Origin of the sequence: Rhodococcoides kroppenstedtii (assembly GCF_900111805.1) — a bacterium.
Classification (GTDB): domain Bacteria; phylum Actinomycetota; class Actinomycetes; order Mycobacteriales; family Mycobacteriaceae; genus Rhodococcoides; species Rhodococcoides kroppenstedtii.
Map to the genome: position 1 here is coordinate 192467 of NZ_FOJN01000002.1, position 21878 is coordinate 214344.

A 21878-nucleotide genomic window follows, 5' to 3' on the forward strand; every position below is an offset into this window, starting at 1 on the left:
ACGAACGCCCCGCACCGAATGAGGTGCGGGGCGTTCGTCGTTCGGCGATTAGCGCGGAGCGAGTCCTGCCGCCCGGTAGGCGTCGTCGACGAGGTCCATGGTGGCCACGGCGTCGTCGACGTCCAGAGGATAGGGCGCCCCGGTCTCCAGATGTGCTGCGAGAGCGTCCAGTTGGTAGAGGTACGTCGGCCGGGTGTCGAGGCGTTCGACGTGGACGCCGGAGGAGTCGGTGACCGACACCCGCCCGTCGAGGTTCGGGCGGATGAAGTCGTGCGCGAAGACCTCGCCGGCGGCGAACAGCAGCCGCATCGTGAACTCGAAACGCGGATGCACCATCGAGTTGACGCTGCGGGCCGGGACGCCGCTGGGGAACTCGAGGTCGATCGTGGTGGCCGCATCGACACCCGGGTCGCGTTCCTCGGCCTGCGCCGACACCACGCGCGGTACGCCGCCGGCGCCGGCCGCGTCGGCCAGCATGCGGCACACGTGCAGCCCGTAGCACCCGAGGTCCATGATCGCCCCGCCCGCGAGTTCGAGCGACCATCGCGGGTCCCGGGCGTCGGGCTCCGGCATCGCCATGATCACCTCGACCCCGGTGAGGTCGCCGAGTTCGCCGGACCGGGCGATCTCGAACACTCGCTGGGTCACCGGGTGGAAGAGGTAGTGGAACGCCTCGACGATCCGCCCGCCCGTCCGCTCGGCGACCGCCGCGACCTCGCGCGCCTCGGCGGCGTTGCGGGCGAACGGCTTCTCGGTCAGAACGGTCTTGCCCGCCTCGAGAGCGCGGATGTTCCAGGGTGCGTGCAGGGCGTTGGCAAGGGGGTTGTAGACGAGGTCCACCTCCGGATCGGCGAGCACCGCGGCGTAGTCGTCGGACACGCGCTCGACCTCGTGCTGCTGCGCGAACTCCTCGGCCCGCGCCCGGTCGCGCGCGGCGACGGTGACCAGCCGGTGCCCGAGGGCGTGCGCCGGTCCGACGATCGCGGACTCCGCGATGCGGGAGGCGCCCAGAATTCCGATCCTCATGCGGTCACGGTCTCACACGGTCACGACGCGGGCGTCGGTCACCGAGCGCAGATACGCGACGCTGGCCTTCACGTCCAGCACCGGCCCCGCGTCGTCGGCGGGATCGTCCGTCAGGATGGTGTCCTGCTCGAGGACGAACCAGCCGTCGTACCCGGCGTCCAGCAACGTCTCCACCACCCCGCCGATGCCGACGTCGCCCGTCCCGAGCGGGGTGTACATCCCGGCCTGCACCGCGTCGGTGTAGGTCAGGTCGCCGGCCTGCACTCGCGCCGCGAGCGCTGCGTCGACGTCCTTGAGGTGCGTGTGCGTGATGCGCGACGACGCCTGACGGGCCAGCTCGGCGGGATCGGTCCCGCCGATCATCAGGTGCCCGGTGTCCAGGCAGAGGGGAATCGAGGAGCCGTCGAGCACGCGGTGGACCTCGTCGCGCTGCTCGATCATGGTGCCGACGTGCGGGTGGAGGACGGCCCGGATGCCGCGCTCCGCGGAGGCCGCGGCGAGGCGATCGAGGTTGCGCAGCAACGTCGTCCACTCGTCGTCGGTCAGTTCCGGGCGCGCGTCGTACCCGTCGCGCCCGCTCACCGCGGCGAGCACGATCACGTCCGCGTGCGCGGCGACGAACCCGTCCAGCAGACCGGAGATTCCGGGCACGGGATCGTGGCCGCGCTCGTGCAGGAGGACCGGCGCGAACCCGCCGACGGAGGTGAGACCGTGATCGGCGAGCGTCCGCGCGAGCTCCTGCGGATCGGACGGCAGGAAGCCGTCGGGCCCGTTCTCGGTGGCGGTCAGGCCCGCCTCGCGCATCTCGCGCAGCACGCGGTCGACGCTGATCTGATGGCCCCAGCCGGGGACCTCGCAGACGCCCCACGAGATGGGTGCTCCGGCGATACGAACGGTCATGATCGAACCTCTTCCAGGGTGACGGGGGCAGAGCGACGGAGCGACGCGGCGGCGGCCTCCGCGATCCAGGCCACCTCCAGCGCGTCGGCAGGGGTGCAGGGCGACGGACGTCGGCCGGCGACGACGTCGAGGAACGCGGCGAGCTCGGCGCGGTAGGACTCGGCGAACCGGTCCATGAAGAACGAGTGCGGTGTCGCAGACGGGAACGGGTGTGGTCCCCGATCGCCGTGTGCGGGATCGAGATTGCGGACGGGCGCGGCGTCGTCCCACCCGGCGACGACGGTGTCGGCGCGTCCGTGCACTTCGAGCCGACAGTCGTAGCCGCGGCCGTTGAACCGGGAGTTCGACACGACGCCGAGGGTGCCGTCGTCGAACGTGAGCAGGGTGGTCGCGGTGTGCACGTCGCCCGCGGCGACGAAGCGGGGGTCGTCGGACGCGGTTCCCGCCGCGAACACCGAGACGACCTCACGGCCGACGATCCATCGGACGGTGTCGAAGTCGTGCACGGCGCAGTCGCGGAACAGGCCACCCGACGCCGCGATGTAGTCCGCCGGGGGCGGTGCGGGGTCGAGGGTGGTGGAGCGAACGGTGTGCACTGCGCCGAAGTCGCCGGCCCGCACGGCTCGATACGCCGCGGCGACGGCCGGATCGAACCGACGATTGAACCCGATCTGCACCGGGACGTCGGAGCCCGCGAGCCCCGCCACCACGGCGGCGCTCTCGACCGCCGTGGACGCCAATGGCTTCTCGCAGAAGACGGGTACTCCAGCGTCAGCGGCGGTGAGCAGAACCGCCGCGTGGGCGGGGGTCGCCGCGGCGATCACCACCCCGTCGAGGTCGGCGCTCAGCATGTCGTCGAGCGTGGTGACCGCGGTGGCGCCGTGTCGGTCCGCGACGGACGCGGTGACGTCCGGACGATCGTCGAGCACCACGAGCGAGGACACTCCGTCGAGCGCCGTGAGCGTGTCGCAGTGGAAGGCACCGATTCGCCCGAGGCCGACGACGCCGATACGTGCGCCCATCAGTCCTGACCCCCGACGACCTGCTGGTCCCACTCGATCACCGAACCGGTGACCACGCCGCTGCGCGGCGAGAGCAGGAAGACGACGGCGTCGGCGATCTCCTCGGGGCGTCCGAGGGTGCCCATCGGCTGCCGCGCCGCGGCCTGCTCGGCCCAGTCGTCCGGGGCGTCGTGGAACTGCTTCTGCGTCACTGCTTCTCCCTCGGTCTCGGTCCAGCCGATGTCGAGGGTGTTGATGCGAATGCGGTCGAACCGATGCGCGTGCGCGGCGTTCTTCGTCAGTCCGGCGAGCCCGGCCTTCGCGGCGACGTACGGGGCGAGGTAGGGCTGGCCGCCGCGGGCGGAGATCGATCCGATGCACACGATCGTGCCCGGCGCCCCGCGACGCACCATGTCGCGGACGGCGGCCTGCATGACGAAGAACGGTCCGCGCAGGTTGACGGCCATGTGCTGATCGAACAGCTCGGGCGTGGTGTCGAGCAGCGACCCCCGGCTGGTCAGTCCGGCGCTGATGCAGACCGAGTCGACCCGCCCGTAGTGCTGGACGGTGCGCTCGACCGAGGTGCGGGCCTGCGTCGGGTCGGCGACGTCCGCCTCGACGTAGAGAACGTCGTGCCCGGCTGCACGCAGCTCGGTCTCGAGGGCCGTGCCGACGTCGGTACGACGCCCCGAGAACGCCACGCGCGCACCGTGCGCCAGGGCGCTCCGGACCACCGCCGCACCCACTCCGGCGGTGCCGCCGCTCACCAGGACCACCCGGTCCGTCAGAAGATCTCGCACTCGTCCGAGTCTTGCGGTCGAGCGCTGAGGAGACAACACTGCAGAGCACATCAAAAACACCTCGAGGAGACTGCGGTGGCTCATCGCTACAAGGTGCGCGAGATCGCTCAGCAGGCCGGGCTGAGCGAAGCCACCGTCGATCGCGTCCTGCACGGTCGGCCGGGGGTGCGCGAGGACACGCGCGCCGAGGTGCAGCAGGCCGTCGAGGACCTCGACAAGCAGCGCACGCAACTGCGCCTGAACGGCCGGAAGTTCTTCGTCGACATCGTGATGCAGGCCCCGGAGCGCTTCTGCGCCGAGGTCCGCGCGGCGCTCGAAGCCGAATTGCCCACGCTCGCACCGGCGCTCGTACGCGCTCGCTTCCACTTTCGCGAAACCGAGTCGGTGGACGACGCGGTGGCGACCCTCGCCGGCATTCGTGGTCGGGGATCGCACGGTGTGATCCTCAAGGCGCCCGATCGGCCGGAGGTGGCGGCGGCCGTCGACGACCTCGTCGCCGGGGGCATTCCCGTCGTCACGTACGTGTCCGACATTCCCACCAGCGCGCGCGTCGCCTACGTCGGGATCGACGATCGGGCGGCCGGGGCGACGGCAGGCTACTTGGTGGACCGGTGGTTCGGGCGCGGGGACGAGGACGCCGCCGTCCTGGTGACGCTCAGCCACGATTCGTTTCGCGCCGAGGGCGAGCGCGAGGCGGGGTTCCGGCGCGCGCTGCGGGATCTCGCCGCCGCCGAGCACCGACCGCCGCGGCGCGTCGTCGACATCGCCCGGAGCAGCGGACTGGACGAGACCGTGGAGGACCTGGTGACGCAGGCGCTCCGGCGCGATCCCGCGGTGGCGGGCGTCTACTCCATCGGTGGGGGCAACGCCGCGACGGTCCGGGCCTTCGCGCGATCGGGCCGTCCGTGCCGGGTGTTCGTGGCGCACGACCTCGACACCGACAATCGACGCCTGCTCGCCGAGGGGGCGTTGTCGGCGGTGTTGCACCACGACCTCCGGGCGGACGTCCACCGCGCCTGCCGATTGTTGATGCAGGCGGCAGGCGCGGTGACGGGGGTGCGCACGGGGTCCTCCCCGGTGCACGTGGTGACGCCGTACAACGTTCCGGTCTGAGCGGTCCGGATCGAGGTGCCGGTCCGAGCGATCAGGGCGTGTGCCGGGCCGTGAGGGCGCGGACCTCGTCGACGAAGCGCTCCGGGGACATCGAATCCCGCAGGGCCCGGTGCACCAGCTCGGCCTGGGTCTCCCCGGCCATGCCGGTCACGGGCGGGTCGAGGTCGAGGTTGGTCGGGAACGCGTAGCCCTCCGCGGACGCCGCCACGACCGCACGCACGTCGTCGTCGCGTCCGGCGGCGGCCAGGGCCTGCAGTTCGGGGTAGAGCGCGCACACCATCGCGTCACGGTCGACGCTGTCGATCGCGCGGCCGAAGGCGGAGGACACCTGCAGCAGGTTCGCCATGCGGAAGATGTCGGTGGAGGTGTTGTGGCCGGCGGCGTGGAACAGCGCCGGGTTGAAGAACACCGCGTCGCCGGCCTCGAGCGGGAGTTGGACGTAGTGGTCCGCGAAGAATTCCCGGAACTCGGGCAGTCCGAACGCGATGTACCCGGGCTCGTACTGCTGGGAGTACGGGAGGTACATGGTGGGGCCGGACTCGATCGGCATCGTGCAGTGCGCCACGGCACCCTGGAGCGTGAGGGCTGGGGAGAGGCGGTGCACGTGCGCCCGGAACGCCGCCGCGGTCTCGGTGGACATGAACCCCAGGTGATAGTCGCGGTGCGGATTCTGCGCCGCGCCACCGGGATTGACCACGTTGATCGACGACGTCACCTGATACATCGGGCCGAGCCAGGCCTCGGACACCAGGGCGAGGACGTCGTTGGCGTAATACCGGGCGAACAGGTCGGGTCGATCGACGGACAACTTCTGCAGAGCCGACCAGATGCGGTCGTTCGCACCGGGTTTCGCGAAGTGATCGCCACCGGCGAAGCCCTCGGCGTGCTGACGCGCGATGGTGTCGGTGAAGTAGGCCGTGGTGTCGGTGAGGGCGTGCTCGTCGGTGAACGCGCCACGGAACACGACGATGCCGGGCCCGTCGAGGAGGGCGCGGGCGATCTCGTCCTGGATCTCGGCGCGGGTGGACTCGTCGGTGATGCGGGTGCGGAGGCGGGCGGCGTCGTAGACGAGCACGCCGCGCTCGGTGTCGTCGGCGAACGGGTAGTCCGCGAGGTCGGTGGTGCGCTCGACGAGGGCGCGGAAGTCGTCGAGTCGACAGTCGGCTGCGGACAGCCGGCCGGCTCGGGCGGCAGTGGGGGCGGGGGCGGTGGAGGTCATGACTTCAGCGTGGCCCGTGTCGGACGCGCTCACAAGACCGAAAACACCTCGAGTTCACCTCGAGACGGGGAACTCGATCCCGACCTGCGCGCGCAGCTCGTCCAGGACGGCGAGGGTGCCGACGGCGTCGGCGAGGGGGTGGACGGACGACTGCAGACGCCCGTCCGCGATCGCGCGGGAGGCGTCCACGGCCGCGTAGTGCAACCCGTCCACCTGCAGGCCCGGTGCTTCGTCGTAGGTCACGCTCGCCCCCGAGTGCGCGGTGACCGTGAACGGCCCCGGCATGAAGAACGGCCCGCGGACGTGCAGGGTCGCCTCGGTCCCGCAGAGGGACGCGGTGGTGGGGGTGGTGCTCGTCATGGTCGTGGTGAGGACGGCGTGCGCGCCGGATTCGGCGGTGAGCAGTGCCGAGATCTGCCCGTTGATCTCGTCGTTCGCCGGAAGCCCGACGGCGGACACCGTCGCCGGGGGACCGAGCACCGTGTACGCGAGGGAGACCACGTAGGTGCCGAGGTCGAGCAGCGGTCCGCCGGCCAACGTCGGGTCGAAGATGCGGTGATCGGGGCCGAAATGCTCGCCGTGATCGGCGATCACGGTGTCCACCCGTCCGAGCATCCCCGAGGACAGCACGGAATCGATCACGTCGAACTTCGGGAGAAAGTGTGTCCACATCGCCTCCCCGGCGAAGACGCCGGCACGCGCGGCGGCGTCGGCGATGTCGGTGGCACCGGCGGCGTCGAGAGCGAGCGGCTTCTCGACCAGCACGTGCTTGCCCCGGGCGATCGCGCCGAGGGCGCAGGACCGGTGTTCGGTGTGGGGCGTGGCGACGTAGACGATGTCGACGGCGTCGGATGCGCACAGCTCGTCGTAGCTGCCGTACGCGGTGTCGATGCCGGTACGGCCGGCGAAGGCCTGCGCGCGGTCCAGGCTGCGCGACGCCACCGCCGTGACCTGCTGATCGGTGAAGCGGCGAAGCGACCGGGCGAATCGCTCGGCGATCCATCCGGGCCCGACGATGCCCCACCGCATCGTGGGGGCGTCGCGCGGATCGGGAACGCGTGCGGCGGGGAGGGCCGTGATCATCGATCGTCCTCTGGTCGGTGGAGCGCAGGTCGGTGGAGCGCGGGGCTGCCGACAGCGTAGGGTCCCGAAACGCATTTGTCAGGACAATAAGATGTCATACTCGCACCATGAGTCTTCGTGTCGGTGTGATCGGGGTCGGTGTCATGGGCGCCGACCACGCCCGGAATCTCGACCGCCGCGTCGGCGGGGCGGCCGTCACCGTCGTCGCCGACCACGACGCCGAGCGCGCCGCGGCGGTGGCCGGCGAGATGCGTTCCGCGCGTGCGGTCGACGACGCCCGGGCGGTCGTCGCGGCCGACGACGTCGATGCCGTCGTCGTCGCGTCGCACGACTCCACGCACCGGGACTTCGTGCTCGCCGCCCTGGACGCGGGGAAGCCGGTGCTGTGCGAGAAGCCGCTCGCGCCGACGGCGGCCGAGTGCCGCCGCGTCGTCGACGCCGAGGGGGACCGGGGACTGGTCTCGGTCGGCTTCATGCGCCGCTTCGATCCGTCCTACACGGACCTGCGCCGACTCGTGACGTCCGGCGAGCTCGGGGCCCCGCTGACCGCCCACTGCATCTCTCGCACCGTGCAGTCCGGTCCCGGTGACTCGGCCGCGACCATCACCAATTCGGCCATCCACGAGCTCGACGTGCTGCCGTGGCTGCTGGACTCGCCGATCACCGAGGTGACCTGGTTCGCCGGCCGGTCCTCGCGGCACTCGCCGGATCGTCGTGATCCGCAGATCCTGGTGCTGCGCACCGCATCCGACGTGCTGGTGACCGTCGAGGTCTTCCTCAACGCCCGCTACGGCTACGACACGCGCTGCGAGGTGGTCGGTGAGACGGGCGCCGCGGCCCTCACGCTGCCGGCGCGGGTCGTCGTCGATTCCGACCGGCGCCGCGGCGTGGAGTACCCGCCGGACTGGATCCCGCGCTACGCCGACGCGTACCGACTTCAGCTCCAGGCCTGGGTCGACGCGGTCGCCGGCGGCGGCCCGTCGTCGTTGGCCACCGCGCACGACGGACTGCGTGCCGCTCTGGTCGCGGACGCCGCGGTCGAATCGATGACCACGGGTCGGACCGTCGCCGTGCAGTACGAGTCGGGCGAGGGCGGCCAACCGGTCCGCTAGTGAGAGGCCTCCGCGGGTACTCCGTGGACATGAGCACTCACGAGCCCCTCGGACCGTTGGACAAGGACTACCTCGCAGCCGACCTGTACGGCTATCAGGGCCTGCTCACCGAGGAGGAGAACGCCGCCGTCCTGCGCACCCGCCGGTTCCTCGAGGACGAGGTCCGTCCCCGCGCCAACGAGTTCTGGGAGAAGGCGGAGTCGCCCCGCCACCTGCTGCCGCGCCTCGCCGATCTCGACATCGTTGGCCTGGACTACGAATTCGACGGCAACCCGGCGTCCCGCAAGATCCTCAGCGGGTGGCTCTCCCTGGAATTCTCCCGCGTCGACCCGTCGACCGGAACGATGTTCACCGTGCACAGCGGGCTCGCGATGAGCAGCATCGCCATTCTCGGCTCGGACGAGCAGAAGGATCGCTGGCTGCCGGCGATGAAGCGCATGGAGAAGATCGGCGCGTTCGGCCTCTCCGAGCCCCGCGGCGGATCCGACGTCGCGGGCGGTCTCGAGACCACCGCCCGCCGCGACGGGGACGAGTGGGTACTGAACGGCAGCAAGCGGTGGATCGGCAACGCCACGTTCGCCGATCTCATCGTGGTCTTCGCCAAGGACGAGGCCGACGGCGAAGTGAAGGGCTTCGTCCTCGAGAAGGGCGAGAACGGATTTCCCGACGGCTTCCGTGCCGAGAAGATCGAACGGAAGTACTCGCTGCGCGCGGTGGAGAACGCCGACCTGTACTTCGAGGACTGCCGCATCCCGGCCGCCGACAAGCTGGAGAACGCGAATTCCTTCGCCGACACCGCGAAGGTGCTCTCGCTGACTCGCGGGGGAGTGGCCTGGGGCGCGGTCGGCATCATGATCGGCGCGTTCGAGCGGGCCGTCGACTACGCCCGTGAGCGCGAGCAGTTCGGCGCCCCGATCGCGTCGTTCCAGCTGATCTCGGACCTCGTCGCCCGCATGGCCGGGAACATCACGGCCAGTCTGGGAATGGCCCTGCGCGTATCGCAACTCCAGGACTCCGGGGTGCGGCACGACGAGCACGCGGCCCTGTCCAAGGCCTACTGCACCACCCGCCTGCGCGAGGTGGTCGGCTGGGCACGAGAGATCCTCGGCGGCAACGGCATCGTTCTCGACTACGACGTGATTCGCTTCTTCGCCGACGCGGAGGCCGTCTACTCGTACGAGGGCACGTCCCAGATGAACAACCTGATCGTCGGTCGCGGAGTGACCGGCTACTCGGCGTTCGTCTGACATGCACGAAGCCCGCCCCTGCAGGTGCAGGGGCGGGCTTCGTCGGCGGAGCGGGAGGGTCAGCGGGCGAAGAGCAGCGCGCGCTTGACCTCCTGGATCGCCTTGGTCACCTGGATGCCGCGAGGGCAGGCGTCGGTGCAGTTGAACGTGGTGCGGCAGCGCCACACGCCCTCGACGTCGTTGAGGATGTCGAGACGTTCCGGAGCACCCTCGTCACGGCTGTCGAAGATGAACCGGTGTGCGTTGACGATCGCGGCGGGACCGAAGTAGCTGCCGTCCGACCAGTACACAGGGCACGAGGTGGTGCAGCACGCACACAGGATGCACTTGGTGGTGTCGTCGAAGCGCGCGCGGTCGGCGGCCGACTGGATGCGCTCACGGGTGGGCTCGTTGCCCGACACCATCAGGTACGGCTTCACGGCGCGGTACGCGTCGAAGAAGGGCTCCATGTCGACGATGAGGTCCTTCTCCACCGGCAGACCGCGGATCGGCTCGACCGTGATGGTCAGCGTCTTCGACTTGTCCTTCGGCAGCATGTCGCGCATGAGCACCTTGCACGCCAAGCGGTTCACACCGTTGACGCGCATGGCGTCGGAGCCGCACACGCCGTGCGCGCAGGAGCGACGGAAGGACAGCGTGCCGTCCAGGTAGCTCTTCACGTACAGCATGAGGTTGAGCAACCGGTCCGTCGGCAGCGTCGGGACCTGGAAGCTGTCCCAGTGCGCACCGAGATCGTTCTCGGGGTTGAAGCGAGCGATCTTCAGGGTGACCATGACGGCGCCTTCCGGCACCTCCGGCAGGTCGCTCTGGTCTTCGCTCTTGTCGATAGCGGGTGCGCTCATCAGTACTTACGCTCCATCGGTTCGTAACGGGTCTGCACCACGGGCTTCCAGTCGAGGCGGATGTCCGACAGCAGCCCGTCGCCAACCTTGTAGGCCATGGTGTGGCGCATGTAGTTCACGTCGTCGCGCTCGGGGTAGTCCTCGCGGGCGTGTCCGCCGCGGGTCTCCTTGCGGTTGAGCGCACCGGCGACGGTGACCTCGGCCATCTCGAGGAGGAAGCCGAGCTCGATGGCCTCGAGCAGATCGCTGTTGTAGCGCTTGCCCTTGTCCTGCACCGTGATTCGGCCGTACCGCTCCTTGAGACCCTGGATGTCCGTGAGGGCCTGCTTGAGCGTGTCCTCCGTGCGGAACACGGACGCGTTGTTGTCCATCGACTGTTGGAGCTCGGTCCGGATGGTGGCGACCTTCTCGTGCCCGTGATCGGACAGGATCAACTCGAGCCACTCCTGCACCATCTTCGCCGGCTCCTCCGGGAGCGGGACGAACTCGGTGGAGTTGGCGTACTCGGCGGCCGCGATGCCGGCGCGACGGCCGAACACGTTGATGTCGAGCAGGGAGTTGGTGCCCAGTCGGTTCGACCCGTGCACCGACACGCACGCGCACTCGCCGGCGGCGTACAGGCCGGGGACGATGTCGTCGTTGTTGCGCAGGACCTCACCACGGATCTTGGTGGGGATACCGCCCATGACGTAGTGGCACGTCGGGTACACCGGGACGAGCTCCGTCACCGGGTCCACACCGAGGTAGGTGCGCGAGAACTCGGTGATGTCGGGGAGCTTCTCCTCGAGCACGTCCTCGCCGAGGTGCGTGACGTCGATGTAGACGTAGTCCTTGTTGGGGCCGGCGCCGCGACCCTCGAGGACCTCGAGAACCATCGAGCGGGCGACGATGTCGCGGGGCGCGAGGTCCTTGATGGTGGGCGCGTAGCGCTCCATGAAGCGCTCGCCGTCCGCGTTGCGGAGGATGCCGCCCTCGCCGCGGACCGCCTCGGAGATGAGGATGCCCAGGCCCGCGAGACCCGTCGGATGGAACTGGTGGAACTCCATGTCCTCGAGCGGCAGACCCTTGCGGAAGATGATGGACATGCCGTCACCGGTGAGGGTGTGCGCGTTGGACGTGGTCTTGTAGATGCGCCCCGACCCGCCCGTCGCGAAGACGATGGACTTGGCGTGGAAGACGTGGATCTCGCCGGTGGCCAACTCGTAGGCGATGACGCCGGTGGCGACGGGACCGTTCTCGGTCTCCGTCAGCGCGATGTCGAGGGCGTAGAACTCGTTGAAGAACTCCACGTCGTGCTTGACGCACTGCTGGTACAGCGTCTGCAGGATCATGTGGCCGGTGCGGTCCGCGGCGTAACACGCACGACGCACGGGCGCCTTGCCGTGGTCACGGGTGTGACCGCCGAAGCGACGCTGGTCGATCTTGCCCTCGGGGGTGCGGTTGAACGGCAACCCCATCTTCTCGAGGTCGAGCACCGCGTCGATGGCCTCCTTGGCCATGATCTCGGCGGCGTCCTGGTCGACCAGGTAGTCACCGCCCTTGACGGTGTCGAAGGTGTGCCACTCCCAGTTGTCCTCCTCGACGTTGGCGAGGGCGGCACACATGCCGCCCTGCGCCGCGCCGGTGTGGCTGCGGGTGGGGTAGAGCTTGGTCAGCACCGCGGTGCGGGCGCGCGGCCCGGCCTCGATGGCGGCGCGCATACCCGCACCACCGGCACCGACGATCAGTACGTCGTAACGATGTTCCTGCATCTGCCTGCCCCCTTAGCCTGCGGAGATGTTGGGGTCGAAGGTGAAGATCACGTAGGTGCCCAGGCCCATGATCAGGATCATGGACAGCACCAGCAGCGTCGTCAGCCAGAACCGGGTGGAGTCCTTGCGCGAGTAGTCGTTGATGACCGTGCGCAGTCCGTTGCCGCCGTGCAGCTGCGCGAGCCACAGCATTGTCAGGTCCCACACCTGCCAGAAGGGGCTGGCCCAGCGGCCGGCCACGAAGGCGAAGTTGATGCGGTGCACACCGTCGTCGAGCAGCAGCATGATCGACATGTGCCCGAGGACGAGGATCACCAGGGCCAGGCCGGAGAAGCGCATGAACAGCCAGGCGTAGAGCTCGAAGTTGCCGCGGTTCTTCCGGCGCGGCGAGCGGGGGTTGTCCAGGCCGGCGGGCCGGTCGTGAGACGTCCCCAGCGTGACGGCGCGCGCGGAACCGGCGTCGGTGGTCGCCATGGTCAGTGCCCCCCGGTGAAGGTGTTGTAGAGGATGCGGCCGGCGGCGGGAACCATCAGCACGAACCAGAGGCCGAGGATGATCCACAGCATCAGGCGCTGGTACTGGGTGCCCTTCGACCAGAAGTCGACGAGCATGACGCGGATGCCGTTCAACGCGTGGTAGAGCACGGCGGCCAGCAGGCCCAGCTCCATCAGGCCGACGATGGGCGTCTTGTAGGTGTCGATCACCTCGTTGTAGGCCTGCGGATCGACCCGCACGAGGGCGGTGTCGAGCACGTGGACGAACAAGAAGAAGAACGTGACGACGCCGGTGATCCGGTGCAGAACCCAGGACCACATGCCCGGATCTCCGCGGTAGAGAGACCGCGTGCGCTCCCGCGCGGGCGCGGTCTCGGTCGTGGTAGCCATCGAGTGCAGTGCCTCCAACATCGGTGATGGACGCGACGAGCGCAGACTCCCCGTGGGCACCGGAAATATCCAGCTCGATCGTGTATGTGAAACGACTGAGAACGACTCTAATCCCCTTCTCGGAGCGGGAACCAATTCGCCTCGCGTTCACGTTTCGCGCCGCTCGAGAAGTTAGGTTTGCCTGTCCAATTCGCAGGCCGGCTCGTCGGGAGTGCCTGCGGTGGGCGGCGGGACGTGACAGGATCGGCGATCGTGCAGGACATCGACTGGAAATCCTTGCGAGACAGTGCTCGTGACGCCATGAGCCACGCCTACGCGCCGTATTCGAACTACCCCGTCGGAGCGGCCGCCCTGGTGGACGACGGCCGGGTGGTGACCGGGTGCAATGTGGAAAATGTCTCATACGGTCTGGGGCTCTGCGCGGAGTGCGGACTGGTCTCGGCGCTGAATGCATCCGGCGGCGGTCGACTGGTGGCGTTCGCGTGTTGCGATGCGCGCGGAGAGATTCTGCTGCCCTGCGGACGGTGCCGGCAGTTGCTGTACGAGTTCGGGGGTACCGACCTGATCGTCGACACCACGTCCGGGCCTCGACCATTGGGTGACCTCCTCCCCGATGCGTTCGGTCCCGACGATCTCGCGACGGGCCAGGCCCACACCGCCGCCTCGACCCCCCGGGCGGTGCAGCATGGCTGACGCCGTGTCCGTCATCGCGGCCAAGCGCGACGGCAACGTCCTTGGTTCGGACCAGATCGCCTGGATGGTCGACGCCTACACCCGCGGCGAGGTCGCCGACGAGCAGATGTCCGCCCTCACCATGGCGATCCTGCTGCGCGGCATGAACCGTCGCGAGATCGCGGACTGGACGGCGGCCATGATCGCGTCCGGTCGCCGCATGGACTTCTCGATGCTCGCGCGTCCCACCGTCGACAAACACTCGACCGGCGGCATCGGAGACAAGATCACCCTGCCGCTGGCGCCGCTGGTCGCCGCGTGCGGCGCGGCCGTCCCGCAGCTGTCCGGCCGCGGCCTCGGCTACACGGGCGGGACGCTGGACAAGCTCGAATCGATTCCCGGCTGGCGCGCCGACCTCACCGCCGACGAGATGACGCGCATCCTCGACGACCCGGCCGTCGGGGCAGTCGTCTGCGCGGCCGGAGCCGACCTCGCTCCCGCGGACAAGAAGCTCTACGCCCTGCGTGACGTGACGGCCACCGTCGAGTCGATCCCCATGATCGCGGCGTCGATCATGAGCAAGAAGATCGCCGAGGGCACCGGTGCGCTGGTCCTCGACGTCAAGTGCGGCTCCGGGGCGTTCATGTCCACCCTCGGCGACGCGCAGGAACTCGCGCGCACGATGGTCGACCTCGGTACCGATGCCGGTGTTCGCACCGTCGCCCTGGTGACGGACATGAACACCCCGCTCGGTCGCACCGCGGGCAACGCCCTCGAGGTCGAGGAGTCGGTGGAGGTGCTCGCCGGCGGCGGCCCGGCGGACGTGGTCGAGCTGACCCTCGCCCTCGCCCGCGAGATGGTCGCCGCGGCGGGGCTCGACGTCGATCCGGCCGACAGGCTGGCCGACGGCACCGCGATGGACCGCTGGCGCGCGATGATCGCCGCGCAGGGCGGTGACCCCGACGCCGCGCTTCCCGTCGCGCGCCACACCCACGAGGTCACGGCGGAGCGCTCGGGAGTGCTCACGCGTCTCGACGCCCGCGCCGTCGGGATCGCGGCGTGGCGGCTCGGAGCCGGACGCGAACGGCAGGGGCAACCGGTCCAGGCGGGGGCGGGCGTGCGGTGGCACGCCGCCCCCGGCGATGTCGTCACGGCGGGGCAGCCGTTGCTCACGCTGTGCACCGACACGCCCGAGCGATTCGACCGCGCGCAGGACGCGCTGACCGACGGCTGGACCATCGAGGACGGAGCCGCACGGGAGCGTCGGCTGATCCTGGACCGGATCGGATGATCGGCGGGAGGCGGCGCGCCGGGGCGGTGCTCGCCGCGCTCGTCGCCGTGCTCGCTCTGCTCGGCGTGGCCGGCTGCTCGTCGGGCAGCGGCGCCTCCGATCTCGACGACGGGGTGCTCGTCGTCGGGACCGAGGGAACCTACAGCCCCTTCAGTTACCAGGGCGACGACGGGCAGTTGACCGGATACGACGTCGACGTGGTGCGGGCCGTCGGCGAGCGTCTCGGCGTCCGAGTCGACTTCGTCCAGACCCCGTTCGACTCCATCTTCGCCGGCCTCCAGAGTGGCCGGTTCGACCTGATCGCCAACCAGGTGACGATCAACGACGAGCGTCGCGAACGCTACGACCTCTCTCGGCCCTACACGGTGTCCGAGGGCGAGATCCTCGCGCGGACGGGGGACACGTCGATCACCTCGCTCGCCGATCTGGCCGGGCGCACCACCGCGCAGTCGTCCACGAGCAACTGGGCGGAGGTGGCGGCCGACGCCGGTGCCCGCGTGGAGGCCGTCGAAGGGTTCGTCCAGGCCGTGCAACTGGTCAAGGACGGACGCGTCGACGCCACCGTCAACGATTCCCTCGCCGTCGCGGAGTACTTCGCGCAGACCGGCGACACCGGCGTCGCCGTGGCCGCGCAGACGGGTGACACCAGCCTGCAGGCCTTCGCCGCACGCAAGGACAGCGGCCTGATGGACCGCGTGAACGAGGCCCTGCAGGGTCTCTACGACGACGGCACGCTGACGCGGATCTCCGAGCAGTACTTCGGGTCCGACGTCGCGGTGCCGGACGAGGCCGAGTTCGCGGCGACCGAGGAGGCGAGCGGCGGATCCGGTACCTCGACCGGCGACCTGATCGCACGCAACCTCGTACCGATGCTGAAGGCGACGGTCACGATGACGCTGCCGCTCACCGCGATCAGCTTCGTGATCGGTCTGGCGATCGCGTTGGCCGTCGCGCTGGCGCGCATCTCGTCCATCCGCCCGCTCGCCCTGGCGGCCCGGTTCTACGTCTCGATCGTGCGCGGCACGCCGCTGCTGCTGCAGCTGTTCATCGTGTTCTACGCGCTGCCCCAGTTCGGCGTCGTCATCTCCCCGTTCCCCGCGGCCGTCGTCGCGTTCAGCATCAACGTGGGCGGATACGCCGCGGAGATCATCCGGGCGGCGATCCTCTCGGTTCCCAAGGGGCAGTGGGAAGCCGCGCAGACCATCGGCATGGGCTACCGCACGACCCTGCAGCGGATCGTGCTGCCGCAGGCACTGCGGACCGCCGTGCCGCCGCTGTCGAACACGCTGATCTCCTTGGTGAAGGACACCTCGCTCGCGTCGACCATCCTCGTGACCGAACTGCTGCGCACGGCGCAGCTGGCGGCAGCTCCGACGTTCGACTTCTTCGCTCTGTATTCCGTTGCCGCGCTGTACTACTGGGCGATCTGCATCGCCCTGTCGTTCGTGCAGGGCAGGCTCGAGACCCGACTGGACAGGTACGTGGCGCGATGACATCACCGTTGATCGAGGTGACCGGACTGCGACGCGCGTTCGGTGACCGCACCGTCCTGGACGGCATCGACTTCACCGCCGAGCGCGGGTGCGTCACCGTCGTCATCGGCCCGTCGGGATCGGGCAAGACGACGTTGCTCCGCGGTCTCAACGCACTCGACGCCCCGGATGCGGGGCAGGTGCGCATCGGGGACGCGGCCGTCGATTTCGGCGCGTTGCCGTCGGGTCGGGGGGAGGCCCGTCGGGCGATCGCGCGACTGCGAGCGCAGAGCGGCATGGTCTTCCAGAACCACAACCTGTTCCCGCACCGCACCGTCCTCCAGAACGTGACCGAGGGGCCGGTGGTGGTGCAGGGACATCCTCGCGCCGAGGCCGAACGCGAGGCGCGGGAGCTGCTGGACCGCGTCGGACTCGCCGGCACCGAGGACCGCTTCCCGTTCCAGCTCTCCGGGGGCCAACAGCAGCGCGTCGGGATCGCGCGGGCGCTCGCGCTGCACCCGGAGATCGTGTTGTTCGACGAGCCGACGTCGGCCCTGGATCCGGAACTGGTCGGCGAGGTGCTCGCGGTGATGAAGCAGCTCGCGAGCGAGGGCTGGACCATGGTGGTGGTCACCCACGAGATCCGCTTCGCCCGGCAGGTGGCCGATCAGGTCCTTTTCCTGGACGGCGGGGTGGTGGCCGAGCGGGGGAGCGCCGAGCAGGTGCTCGACCACCCGACGCAGGAACGAACGCAGCGGTTCCTCACCCGCATTCTCGACCCGCTGTAGCGGCCGACCCGCGGTCACGGCGACCCGCAGTAGGGTCGGAGTCATGGCTGCGGTGGACGAGACCGGAACGAACGCGACGACCACAGGCGGCCCCGCGCCGCTCGATCTACGCAACATCGCGCAGGCGCCGAAGGCCCTCCTGCACGACCACCTCGACGGCGGGCTGCGCCCGTCGACCGTGGTGGAACTCGCCGCCGACTGCGGGTACGACGGGTTGCCCGCCGCCGACGCCGACAGTCTCGGCCGGTGGTTCCGCGACGCCGCCGACAGCGGGTCGCTCGAGCTGTACCTCGAGACGTTCGCCCACACCGTCGCGGTGATGCAGACGGCCGAGGGCCTGCAGCGCGTGGCGCGCGAATGTGCCGAGGACTTGGCCGCGGACGGGGTGGTCTACGCGGAGGTGCGGTACGCCCCCGAGCAGCACCTCGAGAAGGGCCTGACCCTCGACGAGGTGGTGCAGCACACCCTGGAGGGGTTCCGGCAGGGCGAGAGTGCGGCGCGGGCGGCGGGCAAACAGATCCGCGTCGGATGCCTGCTCACCGCGATGCGTCACGCCGCGCGGTCACGGGAGATCGCGGAACTGGCCGTGCGCTACCGCGATCAGGGTGTGGTCGGCTTCGACATCGCCGGCAAGGAAGCGGGCTTCCCGCCCAGCCGTCACCTCGACGCGTTCGAGTACATGCGAGCGAACAACGCGCACTTCACGATTCACGCGGGCGAGGCGTTCGGGCTGCCGTCCATCCACGAGGCGATCGCGTTCTGCGGCACCGACCGCCTCGGGCACGGCGTGCGCATCGTCGACGACATCCACCCCGGTGACGACGGCACCCCGCAGCTCGGCCGATTGGCGGCGTTCGTGCGCGACAAGCGCATCCCGCTCGAGCTCTGCCCCAGCTCGAACGTCCAGACCGGGGCCGTGGCCAGTATCGCCGAGCACCCCTTCGACGTGTTGGCGCGCTTGCGTTTCCGCGTCACCGTCAACACCGACAACCGGCTCATGAGCGACACGTCGATGAGCCGCGAGATGAAGGCCCTCGTCGACGCCTTCGGCTACGGGTGGTCGGACCTGGAGCGGTTCACCATCAACGCGCTGAAGTCGTCGTTCCTCCCGTTCGACGAGCGCCTCGCCCTCATCGACGACGTCGTGAAGCCGGGGTACGCGGTGCTGCTGGGGTAGACGCCCGGCCGTCGGTGCCCGCCGATCCGCTTCTGTTTCGGCGATCCGCGCCGGTTGCAGCAGGCGCGGATCACTGGGAGTCACGCGGATCGGGCCCAGTCCGACGCCCAGCTCAGGACGCGCGCACTTCTGTGCAGTAGTCCACCTCTGAGGTGGACTACTGCACCGAAACTCGTCAGGCCGTGAGGTCGTAGACCTGCACCCCGTCGACCGTCTGCGCGGTGAAGATGGACTCCACCCACGCCGCGATCTCGGCGGCGGGGCCGGAGCTCCGGCCGCCCTGGCCGCCCGCGAGGAAGAAGTGGATCCGCCCCTCGGCGACGTACTGCTGGAACTGCTCGAGCGTCGGCGACGGATCGCTGCCGTTGAACCCGCCGATGGGCATTACCGGATCCTGCGTCGCCAGTTGGTAACCCGAGGCGGCGTTGGATCCGACGGTGGCGGCTACCCAGGTGTATTGCTCGGAGTCCTGCTCGAGCATCGCGGTCAGCTCGGCGCCGGGGGTGCTGCCGTTCAGCAGTCCGCCCGGGCCGCCGCCTCCGGGAGCACCGTCGGCCTGCACACCGGGCGGCGGGCCGCCGGCGGGACCGCCTGCGGGGACGCCCCCGGTCGGAGCCCCGGGGACCGTTCCCGCGGCCCGCCCGTCTCCCTGCCCACGCCCGTCTCCCTGCCCACGCCCGTCGCCCGGGCCGCCGAAGCCGCCGCGGCCACCCTCGACGGCCGGGCCGGCGGAGACGATCGAGCCGGTGTGCGGAGTCGCGATGGTGTGTGCGGCGTAGGCCGTGGGACCGGCCAGCCCGGCGATCAGCGCGGCCGCCACCGTGGCGGCGGCGAGGCGACCGCGGGTGAGCCGGGGCACGACCAGGCCCACCACCGCCACCGCACCGGCGACGACCACGACGATTCTCAGCCACGGAACGAAATCAGCGCTGCGCGACAACAGAATCCACGCGGTCACGACGGTCGCGATCACCGCCGCGGCGAGCACGAGTCGCGACGCGATGCGGTCCCGTCGACGCCAGATCACGACAGCCCCGGTGCCCACCAGGGCCGCGACGGCGGGAGCGAGCGCCACGGTGTAGTACGCGTGGAAGATCCCGGCCATGAAGCTGAACGTCAGGCCGGTCACCACCAGCCAGAGACCCCACAGCACCAGTCCGGCGCGCAACCCGTCCGTGCGGGGCGCCCGGCCGCGGCCGACCAGTGCGGCGAGTCCGAGGATCAGCGCGGCCGGAATCAGCCAGGCGATCTGACCGCCCTGAGCCGCCTCGAACAGGCGGAGAATGCCCGTCTCGCCCCACTGGCCGCCGCGCCCACCGCCACCGCCGGGAACGACGGAGCCGGTCTCCTCACCGTTCAGACGGCCCAGACCGTTGTATCCGAGCGTGAGCTCGAGAATCGAATTGTTCTGCGACCCACCGATCCACGGCCTCGACGAGGCGGGCCAGAGCTCGACGACGGCGATCCACCACCCGGCGGTGACGACGGCGGCACCGAGCGCGGCGACCAGCTGCCCGAGGCGGCGGGGCAGCGAGACCGGACCGGCGAGGACGTAGGTGAGCGCGATGGGCGGCACCACCAGCATGACCTGCAGCTGCTTGGTCAGGAACCCGGCGCCCACCGCGACGCCGGCCACGACGAGCCAACGGGTGCGACCGTCGTCCACGGCGCGCAGCGCAGCCCACACCGCGACGATCATGAGCAACACCAGCAGAGCGTCGGGGTTGTCGAACCGGAACATCAGCGCCGCGACGGGTGTCAGTGCGAGGGTGAGTCCGGCGAGCAGTCCGGCGGCCGGGCCCGCGTGGCGGCGCACCGTGCGCCATAGCAATGCCACCGAGGCCGCCCCGATGATCACCTGCGGTGCGAGCACCGACCAGGAGTTCAGGCCGAACAGGCGCACAGACAATCCCATGACCCACAAAGACATCGGCGGTTTGTCCACCGTGATGGAGTTCGCGGCGTCCGAGGACCCGAAGAAGAAGGCCGTCCAGGACTGCGATCCCGCCTGCACGGCAGCGGCGTAGAAGGAGTTGCCCCATCCGCTCGCCGAGAGGTTCACCAGGTAGGCGACGGCGGTGCCGACGATCAGCGCGATCGCGGCGGGCGTCTCCCAGTGCGGTGCCCGGCGAAAGGGTGCGGGGGTGGGGGCGGGCCGAGAGGGCAGCAGGGTGGTCATCGAACGAGGTCCTTTCCGGACGGACGAGTGGCGGGGGAGCGGAACACCCGGCGAAGGGCGACGAATCGGATGACGGTGGCGACGGCGTTGGCCAGGACCAGGACCGTCAGTTCGAGGTGCTTCGACGCGTCCGGGCTCCAGCGGTGCAGCAGCAGAAGGGATCCCGCGGTCACCGCCCAGCCGAGCGCGAAGATCGCCAGGCCCTGCAGGTGGTGACCGACGGCACCCGCTGCCCCGCGGACCCCGAAGGTGACGGCGCGGTTGGCCGCGGTGTTGAGGACGGCCGTCACCGCGAGGGCGAGGAGGTTGCTCACCTGGGCTCCGAGCACGGGGTGGAGCAGTAGGTAGAGCACGGCGTACGCGATCGTGCTGAGCACCCCGATCGCGGCGAAGCGCACCAGTTGGCCGACCATGCCCACCGGCACCCCCTCGACCAGTGGCTCCCGCCCGACGCTCCGGCGCAGATCGCCGAGCGGCAACGCGCCCGTCGCCAGCGCGCGGCCGACGCGCCAGCATCCCTTCAGATCGGCGACCGCGGTGGCGACGATGTCGACGGTCGAATCCGGATCGTCGACCCAGTCGACCGGGACCTCGTGGATGCGCAGGCCGGCTCGCTCGGCCAGAACCAGCAGTTCCGTATCGAAGAACCAGCCGGTGTCCTGCACCAGCGGCAGGAGTTCCCGAGCGACATCGGTGCGCATCGCCTTGAAGCCGCACTGAGCGTCCGAGAACCGGACGCGCAGCGACGTCCGCAGGATGAGGTTGTAACCGCGAGAGACGATCTCCCGCTTGGGACCTCGGACGACCCGTGACTGTGGGGCGAGCCGTGACCCGATGGCGACGTCGGAGTGTCCCGACGCCAGCGGGGCCAGGAGAGGGAGCAACGCGCGCAGGTCCGTCGAGAGGTCGACGTCCATGTACGCGACGATCGTGGCCGACGACGCCCGCCAGACCGCGTCGAGAGCGCGTCCTCGGCCCTTGAGGTCGAGTCGGACGACCTCCACGCGGTCCAGCTCGGCGGCGAGGGCCGCGGCGACGACGGGCGTGTCGTCGGTGCTGGCGTTGTCCGCGACGACGATGCGGGTGCGGTAGGGCACGTGGTCGCCCAGGTGCCGGTCCAGACGCCGGATGCTCTCCTCGAGGACGTCGGCCTCGTTGTACACGGGGACGACGATGTCGACGGTGACGGCCGTGGCCGGGGGTCCGTCCGGGTGCCTCGCGAGCCGGCCGGTAGCGACGTGATCGGTGGTCATGTGATCCGACGATGGTGGGGCTGCCCGGGTCGGGCCCGGGTGCTCCCCGGGAGTCACCCGGGAGTTCT

Annotated in this window: 20 protein-coding genes; 8 read left to right on the forward strand and 12 right to left on the reverse strand. The window is 70.0% G+C overall.

Annotation, left to right across the window (positions count from 1 at the left end; translation table 11 throughout):
• Positions 1-48: 48 nt before the first annotated feature.
• Genes BMZ18_RS03040 through BMZ18_RS03055 form a run of 4 tightly spaced genes read right to left on the reverse strand, consistent with a single transcriptional unit; the run spans position 49 to position 3727 of the window.
• Positions 49-1026: a Gfo/Idh/MocA family protein gene (locus BMZ18_RS03040; RefSeq protein ID WP_068102064.1), complete on the reverse strand. Its 978-nt coding sequence runs from the start codon at positions 1024-1026 to the stop codon at positions 49-51.
• Between the two features lie 12 nt (positions 1027-1038).
• Positions 1039-1926, reverse strand: a complete 888-nt coding sequence (locus BMZ18_RS03045) for a sugar phosphate isomerase/epimerase family protein (RefSeq protein ID WP_068363567.1) — start codon at positions 1924-1926, stop codon at positions 1039-1041.
• Complete coding sequence (locus BMZ18_RS03050; RefSeq protein ID WP_068363570.1) at positions 1923-2948, reverse strand: Gfo/Idh/MocA family protein; 1026 nt, start codon at positions 2946-2948, stop codon at positions 1923-1925. The genes BMZ18_RS03045 and BMZ18_RS03050 overlap by 4 nt, the downstream gene beginning before the upstream one ends.
• Positions 2948-3727 carry an SDR family oxidoreductase gene (locus tag BMZ18_RS03055; protein WP_244516396.1) on the reverse strand — a complete coding sequence of 260 codons (780 nt, stop codon included), beginning with the start codon at positions 3725-3727 and terminating at the stop codon, positions 2948-2950. Before BMZ18_RS03055 ends, BMZ18_RS03050 begins: the two co-directional genes overlap by 1 nt.
• A gap of 75 nt (positions 3728-3802) precedes the next feature.
• Here BMZ18_RS03055 and BMZ18_RS03060 point away from each other — a divergent pair, with 75 nt between their 5' ends.
• A complete protein-coding gene (locus BMZ18_RS03060; RefSeq protein WP_068363577.1) occupies positions 3803-4840 on the forward strand; it encodes a LacI family DNA-binding transcriptional regulator in 1038 nt (345 codons plus the stop codon).
• A gap of 31 nt (positions 4841-4871) precedes the next feature.
• Here the strand turns inward: BMZ18_RS03060 and BMZ18_RS03065 are convergent, their stop codons facing one another.
• The gene (locus BMZ18_RS03065) at positions 4872-6059 is read right to left on the reverse strand and encodes a phytanoyl-CoA dioxygenase family protein (RefSeq protein WP_068363579.1); all 1188 of its coding nucleotides are present in this window, start codon (positions 6057-6059) and stop codon (positions 4872-4874) included.
• A gap of 54 nt (positions 6060-6113) precedes the next feature.
• On the reverse strand, positions 6114-7142 hold the full coding sequence (locus BMZ18_RS03070) for a Gfo/Idh/MocA family protein (protein WP_068363583.1): 1029 nt from the start codon (positions 7140-7142) through the stop codon (positions 6114-6116).
• Positions 7143-7249: 107 nt separating this feature from the next.
• Here BMZ18_RS03070 and BMZ18_RS03075 point away from each other — a divergent pair, with 107 nt between their 5' ends.
• Positions 7250-8254, forward strand: a complete 1005-nt coding sequence (locus BMZ18_RS03075) for a Gfo/Idh/MocA family protein (RefSeq protein ID WP_068363586.1) — start codon at positions 7250-7252, stop codon at positions 8252-8254.
• Positions 8255-8283: 29 nt separating this feature from the next.
• The gene (locus BMZ18_RS03080) at positions 8284-9501 is read left to right on the forward strand and encodes an acyl-CoA dehydrogenase family protein (protein WP_068363603.1); all 1218 of its coding nucleotides are present in this window, start codon (positions 8284-8286) and stop codon (positions 9499-9501) included.
• A gap of 59 nt (positions 9502-9560) precedes the next feature.
• Here BMZ18_RS03080 and BMZ18_RS03085 read toward each other — a convergent pair whose 3' ends face one another.
• From BMZ18_RS03085 to sdhC, 4 genes are read right to left on the reverse strand one after another with little or no spacing between them, the layout of a single operon-like run.
• Positions 9561-10343: a succinate dehydrogenase iron-sulfur subunit gene (locus BMZ18_RS03085; protein WP_068102051.1), complete on the reverse strand. Its 783-nt coding sequence runs from the start codon at positions 10341-10343 to the stop codon at positions 9561-9563.
• Positions 10343-12094, reverse strand: coding sequence for a succinate dehydrogenase flavoprotein subunit (gene sdhA, locus BMZ18_RS03090; protein WP_068102049.1), 1752 nt, complete (start codon positions 12092-12094; stop codon positions 10343-10345). The genes BMZ18_RS03085 and sdhA overlap by 1 nt, the downstream gene beginning before the upstream one ends.
• 12 nt (positions 12095-12106) lie before the next feature.
• The gene (locus tag BMZ18_RS03095; protein ID WP_068363589.1) at positions 12107-12568 is read right to left on the reverse strand and encodes a succinate dehydrogenase hydrophobic membrane anchor subunit; all 462 of its coding nucleotides are present in this window, start codon (positions 12566-12568) and stop codon (positions 12107-12109) included.
• Positions 12569-12570: 2 nt separating this feature from the next.
• Positions 12571-12978, reverse strand: a complete 408-nt coding sequence (sdhC, locus tag BMZ18_RS03100; RefSeq protein ID WP_068105887.1) for a succinate dehydrogenase, cytochrome b556 subunit — start codon at positions 12976-12978, stop codon at positions 12571-12573.
• A gap of 252 nt (positions 12979-13230) precedes the next feature.
• Here sdhC and BMZ18_RS03105 point away from each other — a divergent pair, with 252 nt between their 5' ends.
• Genes BMZ18_RS03105 through BMZ18_RS03125 form a run of 5 tightly spaced genes read left to right on the forward strand, consistent with a single transcriptional unit; the run spans position 13231 to position 18378 of the window.
• Positions 13231-13671 carry a cytidine deaminase gene (locus BMZ18_RS03105; RefSeq protein WP_068363606.1) on the forward strand — a complete coding sequence of 147 codons (441 nt, stop codon included), beginning with the start codon at positions 13231-13233 and terminating at the stop codon, positions 13669-13671.
• Positions 13664-14941 (forward strand): thymidine phosphorylase, encoded by a 1278-nt coding sequence (locus tag BMZ18_RS03110; protein ID WP_068363591.1) that lies wholly within the window; start codon positions 13664-13666, stop codon positions 14939-14941. The genes BMZ18_RS03105 and BMZ18_RS03110 overlap by 8 nt, the downstream gene beginning before the upstream one ends.
• Positions 14938-16434 carry an ABC transporter permease subunit gene (locus BMZ18_RS03115; RefSeq protein ID WP_074921763.1) on the forward strand — a complete coding sequence of 499 codons (1497 nt, stop codon included), beginning with the start codon at positions 14938-14940 and terminating at the stop codon, positions 16432-16434. Before BMZ18_RS03110 ends, BMZ18_RS03115 begins: the two co-directional genes overlap by 4 nt.
• On the forward strand, positions 16431-17201 hold the full coding sequence (locus BMZ18_RS03120) for an amino acid ABC transporter ATP-binding protein (protein ID WP_068363594.1): 771 nt from the start codon (positions 16431-16433) through the stop codon (positions 17199-17201). The genes BMZ18_RS03115 and BMZ18_RS03120 overlap by 4 nt, the downstream gene beginning before the upstream one ends.
• A gap of 43 nt (positions 17202-17244) precedes the next feature.
• Positions 17245-18378: an adenosine deaminase gene (locus tag BMZ18_RS03125; RefSeq protein WP_068102042.1), complete on the forward strand. Its 1134-nt coding sequence runs from the start codon at positions 17245-17247 to the stop codon at positions 18376-18378.
• A 175-nt stretch (positions 18379-18553) separates the two neighbouring features.
• On the opposite strand, the gene BMZ18_RS03130 is transcribed toward BMZ18_RS03125, so the two are convergent.
• Positions 18554-20557: an ArnT family glycosyltransferase gene (locus tag BMZ18_RS03130; RefSeq protein WP_074921765.1), complete on the reverse strand. Its 2004-nt coding sequence runs from the start codon at positions 20555-20557 to the stop codon at positions 18554-18556.
• A complete protein-coding gene (locus BMZ18_RS03135; protein WP_074921766.1) occupies positions 20554-21810 on the reverse strand; it encodes a glycosyltransferase in 1257 nt (418 codons plus the stop codon). Before BMZ18_RS03135 ends, BMZ18_RS03130 begins: the two co-directional genes overlap by 4 nt.
• Between the last annotated feature and the right edge of the window lie 68 nt (positions 21811-21878).

Excerpts from the sequence above, each read along its gene's own strand:
- BMZ18_RS03040 (WP_068102064.1), bottom strand. The coding sequence starts at position 1,026 with ATGAGGATCGGAATTCTGGGCGCCTCCCGCATCGCGGAGTCCGCGATC.
- BMZ18_RS03045 (WP_068363567.1), bottom strand. The coding sequence starts at position 1,926 with ATGACCGTTCGTATCGCCGGAGCACCCATCTCGTGGGGCGTCTGCGAG.
- BMZ18_RS03050 (WP_068363570.1), bottom strand. The coding sequence starts at position 2,948 with ATGGGCGCACGTATCGGCGTCGTCGGCCTCGGGCGAATCGGTGCCTTC.
- BMZ18_RS03065 (WP_068363579.1), bottom strand. The coding sequence starts at position 6,059 with ATGACCTCCACCGCCCCCGCCCCCACTGCCGCCCGAGCCGGCCGGCTG.
- BMZ18_RS03070 (WP_068363583.1), bottom strand. The coding sequence starts at position 7,142 with ATGATCACGGCCCTCCCCGCCGCACGCGTTCCCGATCCGCGCGACGCC.
- BMZ18_RS03075 (WP_068363586.1), top strand. The coding sequence starts at position 7,250 with ATGAGTCTTCGTGTCGGTGTGATCGGGGTCGGTGTCATGGGCGCCGAC.
- BMZ18_RS03080 (WP_068363603.1), top strand. The coding sequence starts at position 8,284 with ATGAGCACTCACGAGCCCCTCGGACCGTTGGACAAGGACTACCTCGCA.
- BMZ18_RS03085 (WP_068102051.1), bottom strand. The coding sequence starts at position 10,343 with ATGAGCGCACCCGCTATCGACAAGAGCGAAGACCAGAGCGACCTGCCG.
- sdhA (WP_068102049.1), bottom strand. The coding sequence starts at position 12,094 with ATGCAGGAACATCGTTACGACGTACTGATCGTCGGTGCCGGTGGTGCG.
- BMZ18_RS03095 (WP_068363589.1), bottom strand. The coding sequence starts at position 12,568 with ATGGCGACCACCGACGCCGGTTCCGCGCGCGCCGTCACGCTGGGGACG.
- sdhC (WP_068105887.1), bottom strand. The coding sequence starts at position 12,978 with ATGGCTACCACGACCGAGACCGCGCCCGCGCGGGAGCGCACGCGGTCT.
- BMZ18_RS03110 (WP_068363591.1), top strand. The coding sequence starts at position 13,664 with ATGGCTGACGCCGTGTCCGTCATCGCGGCCAAGCGCGACGGCAACGTC.
- BMZ18_RS03115 (WP_074921763.1), top strand. The coding sequence starts at position 14,938 with ATGATCGGCGGGAGGCGGCGCGCCGGGGCGGTGCTCGCCGCGCTCGTC.
- BMZ18_RS03120 (WP_068363594.1), top strand. The coding sequence starts at position 16,431 with ATGACATCACCGTTGATCGAGGTGACCGGACTGCGACGCGCGTTCGGT.
- BMZ18_RS03125 (WP_068102042.1), top strand. The coding sequence starts at position 17,245 with ATGGCTGCGGTGGACGAGACCGGAACGAACGCGACGACCACAGGCGGC.
- BMZ18_RS03130 (WP_074921765.1), bottom strand. The coding sequence starts at position 20,557 with ATGACCACCCTGCTGCCCTCTCGGCCCGCCCCCACCCCCGCACCCTTT.
- BMZ18_RS03135 (WP_074921766.1), bottom strand. The coding sequence starts at position 21,810 with ATGACCACCGATCACGTCGCTACCGGCCGGCTCGCGAGGCACCCGGAC.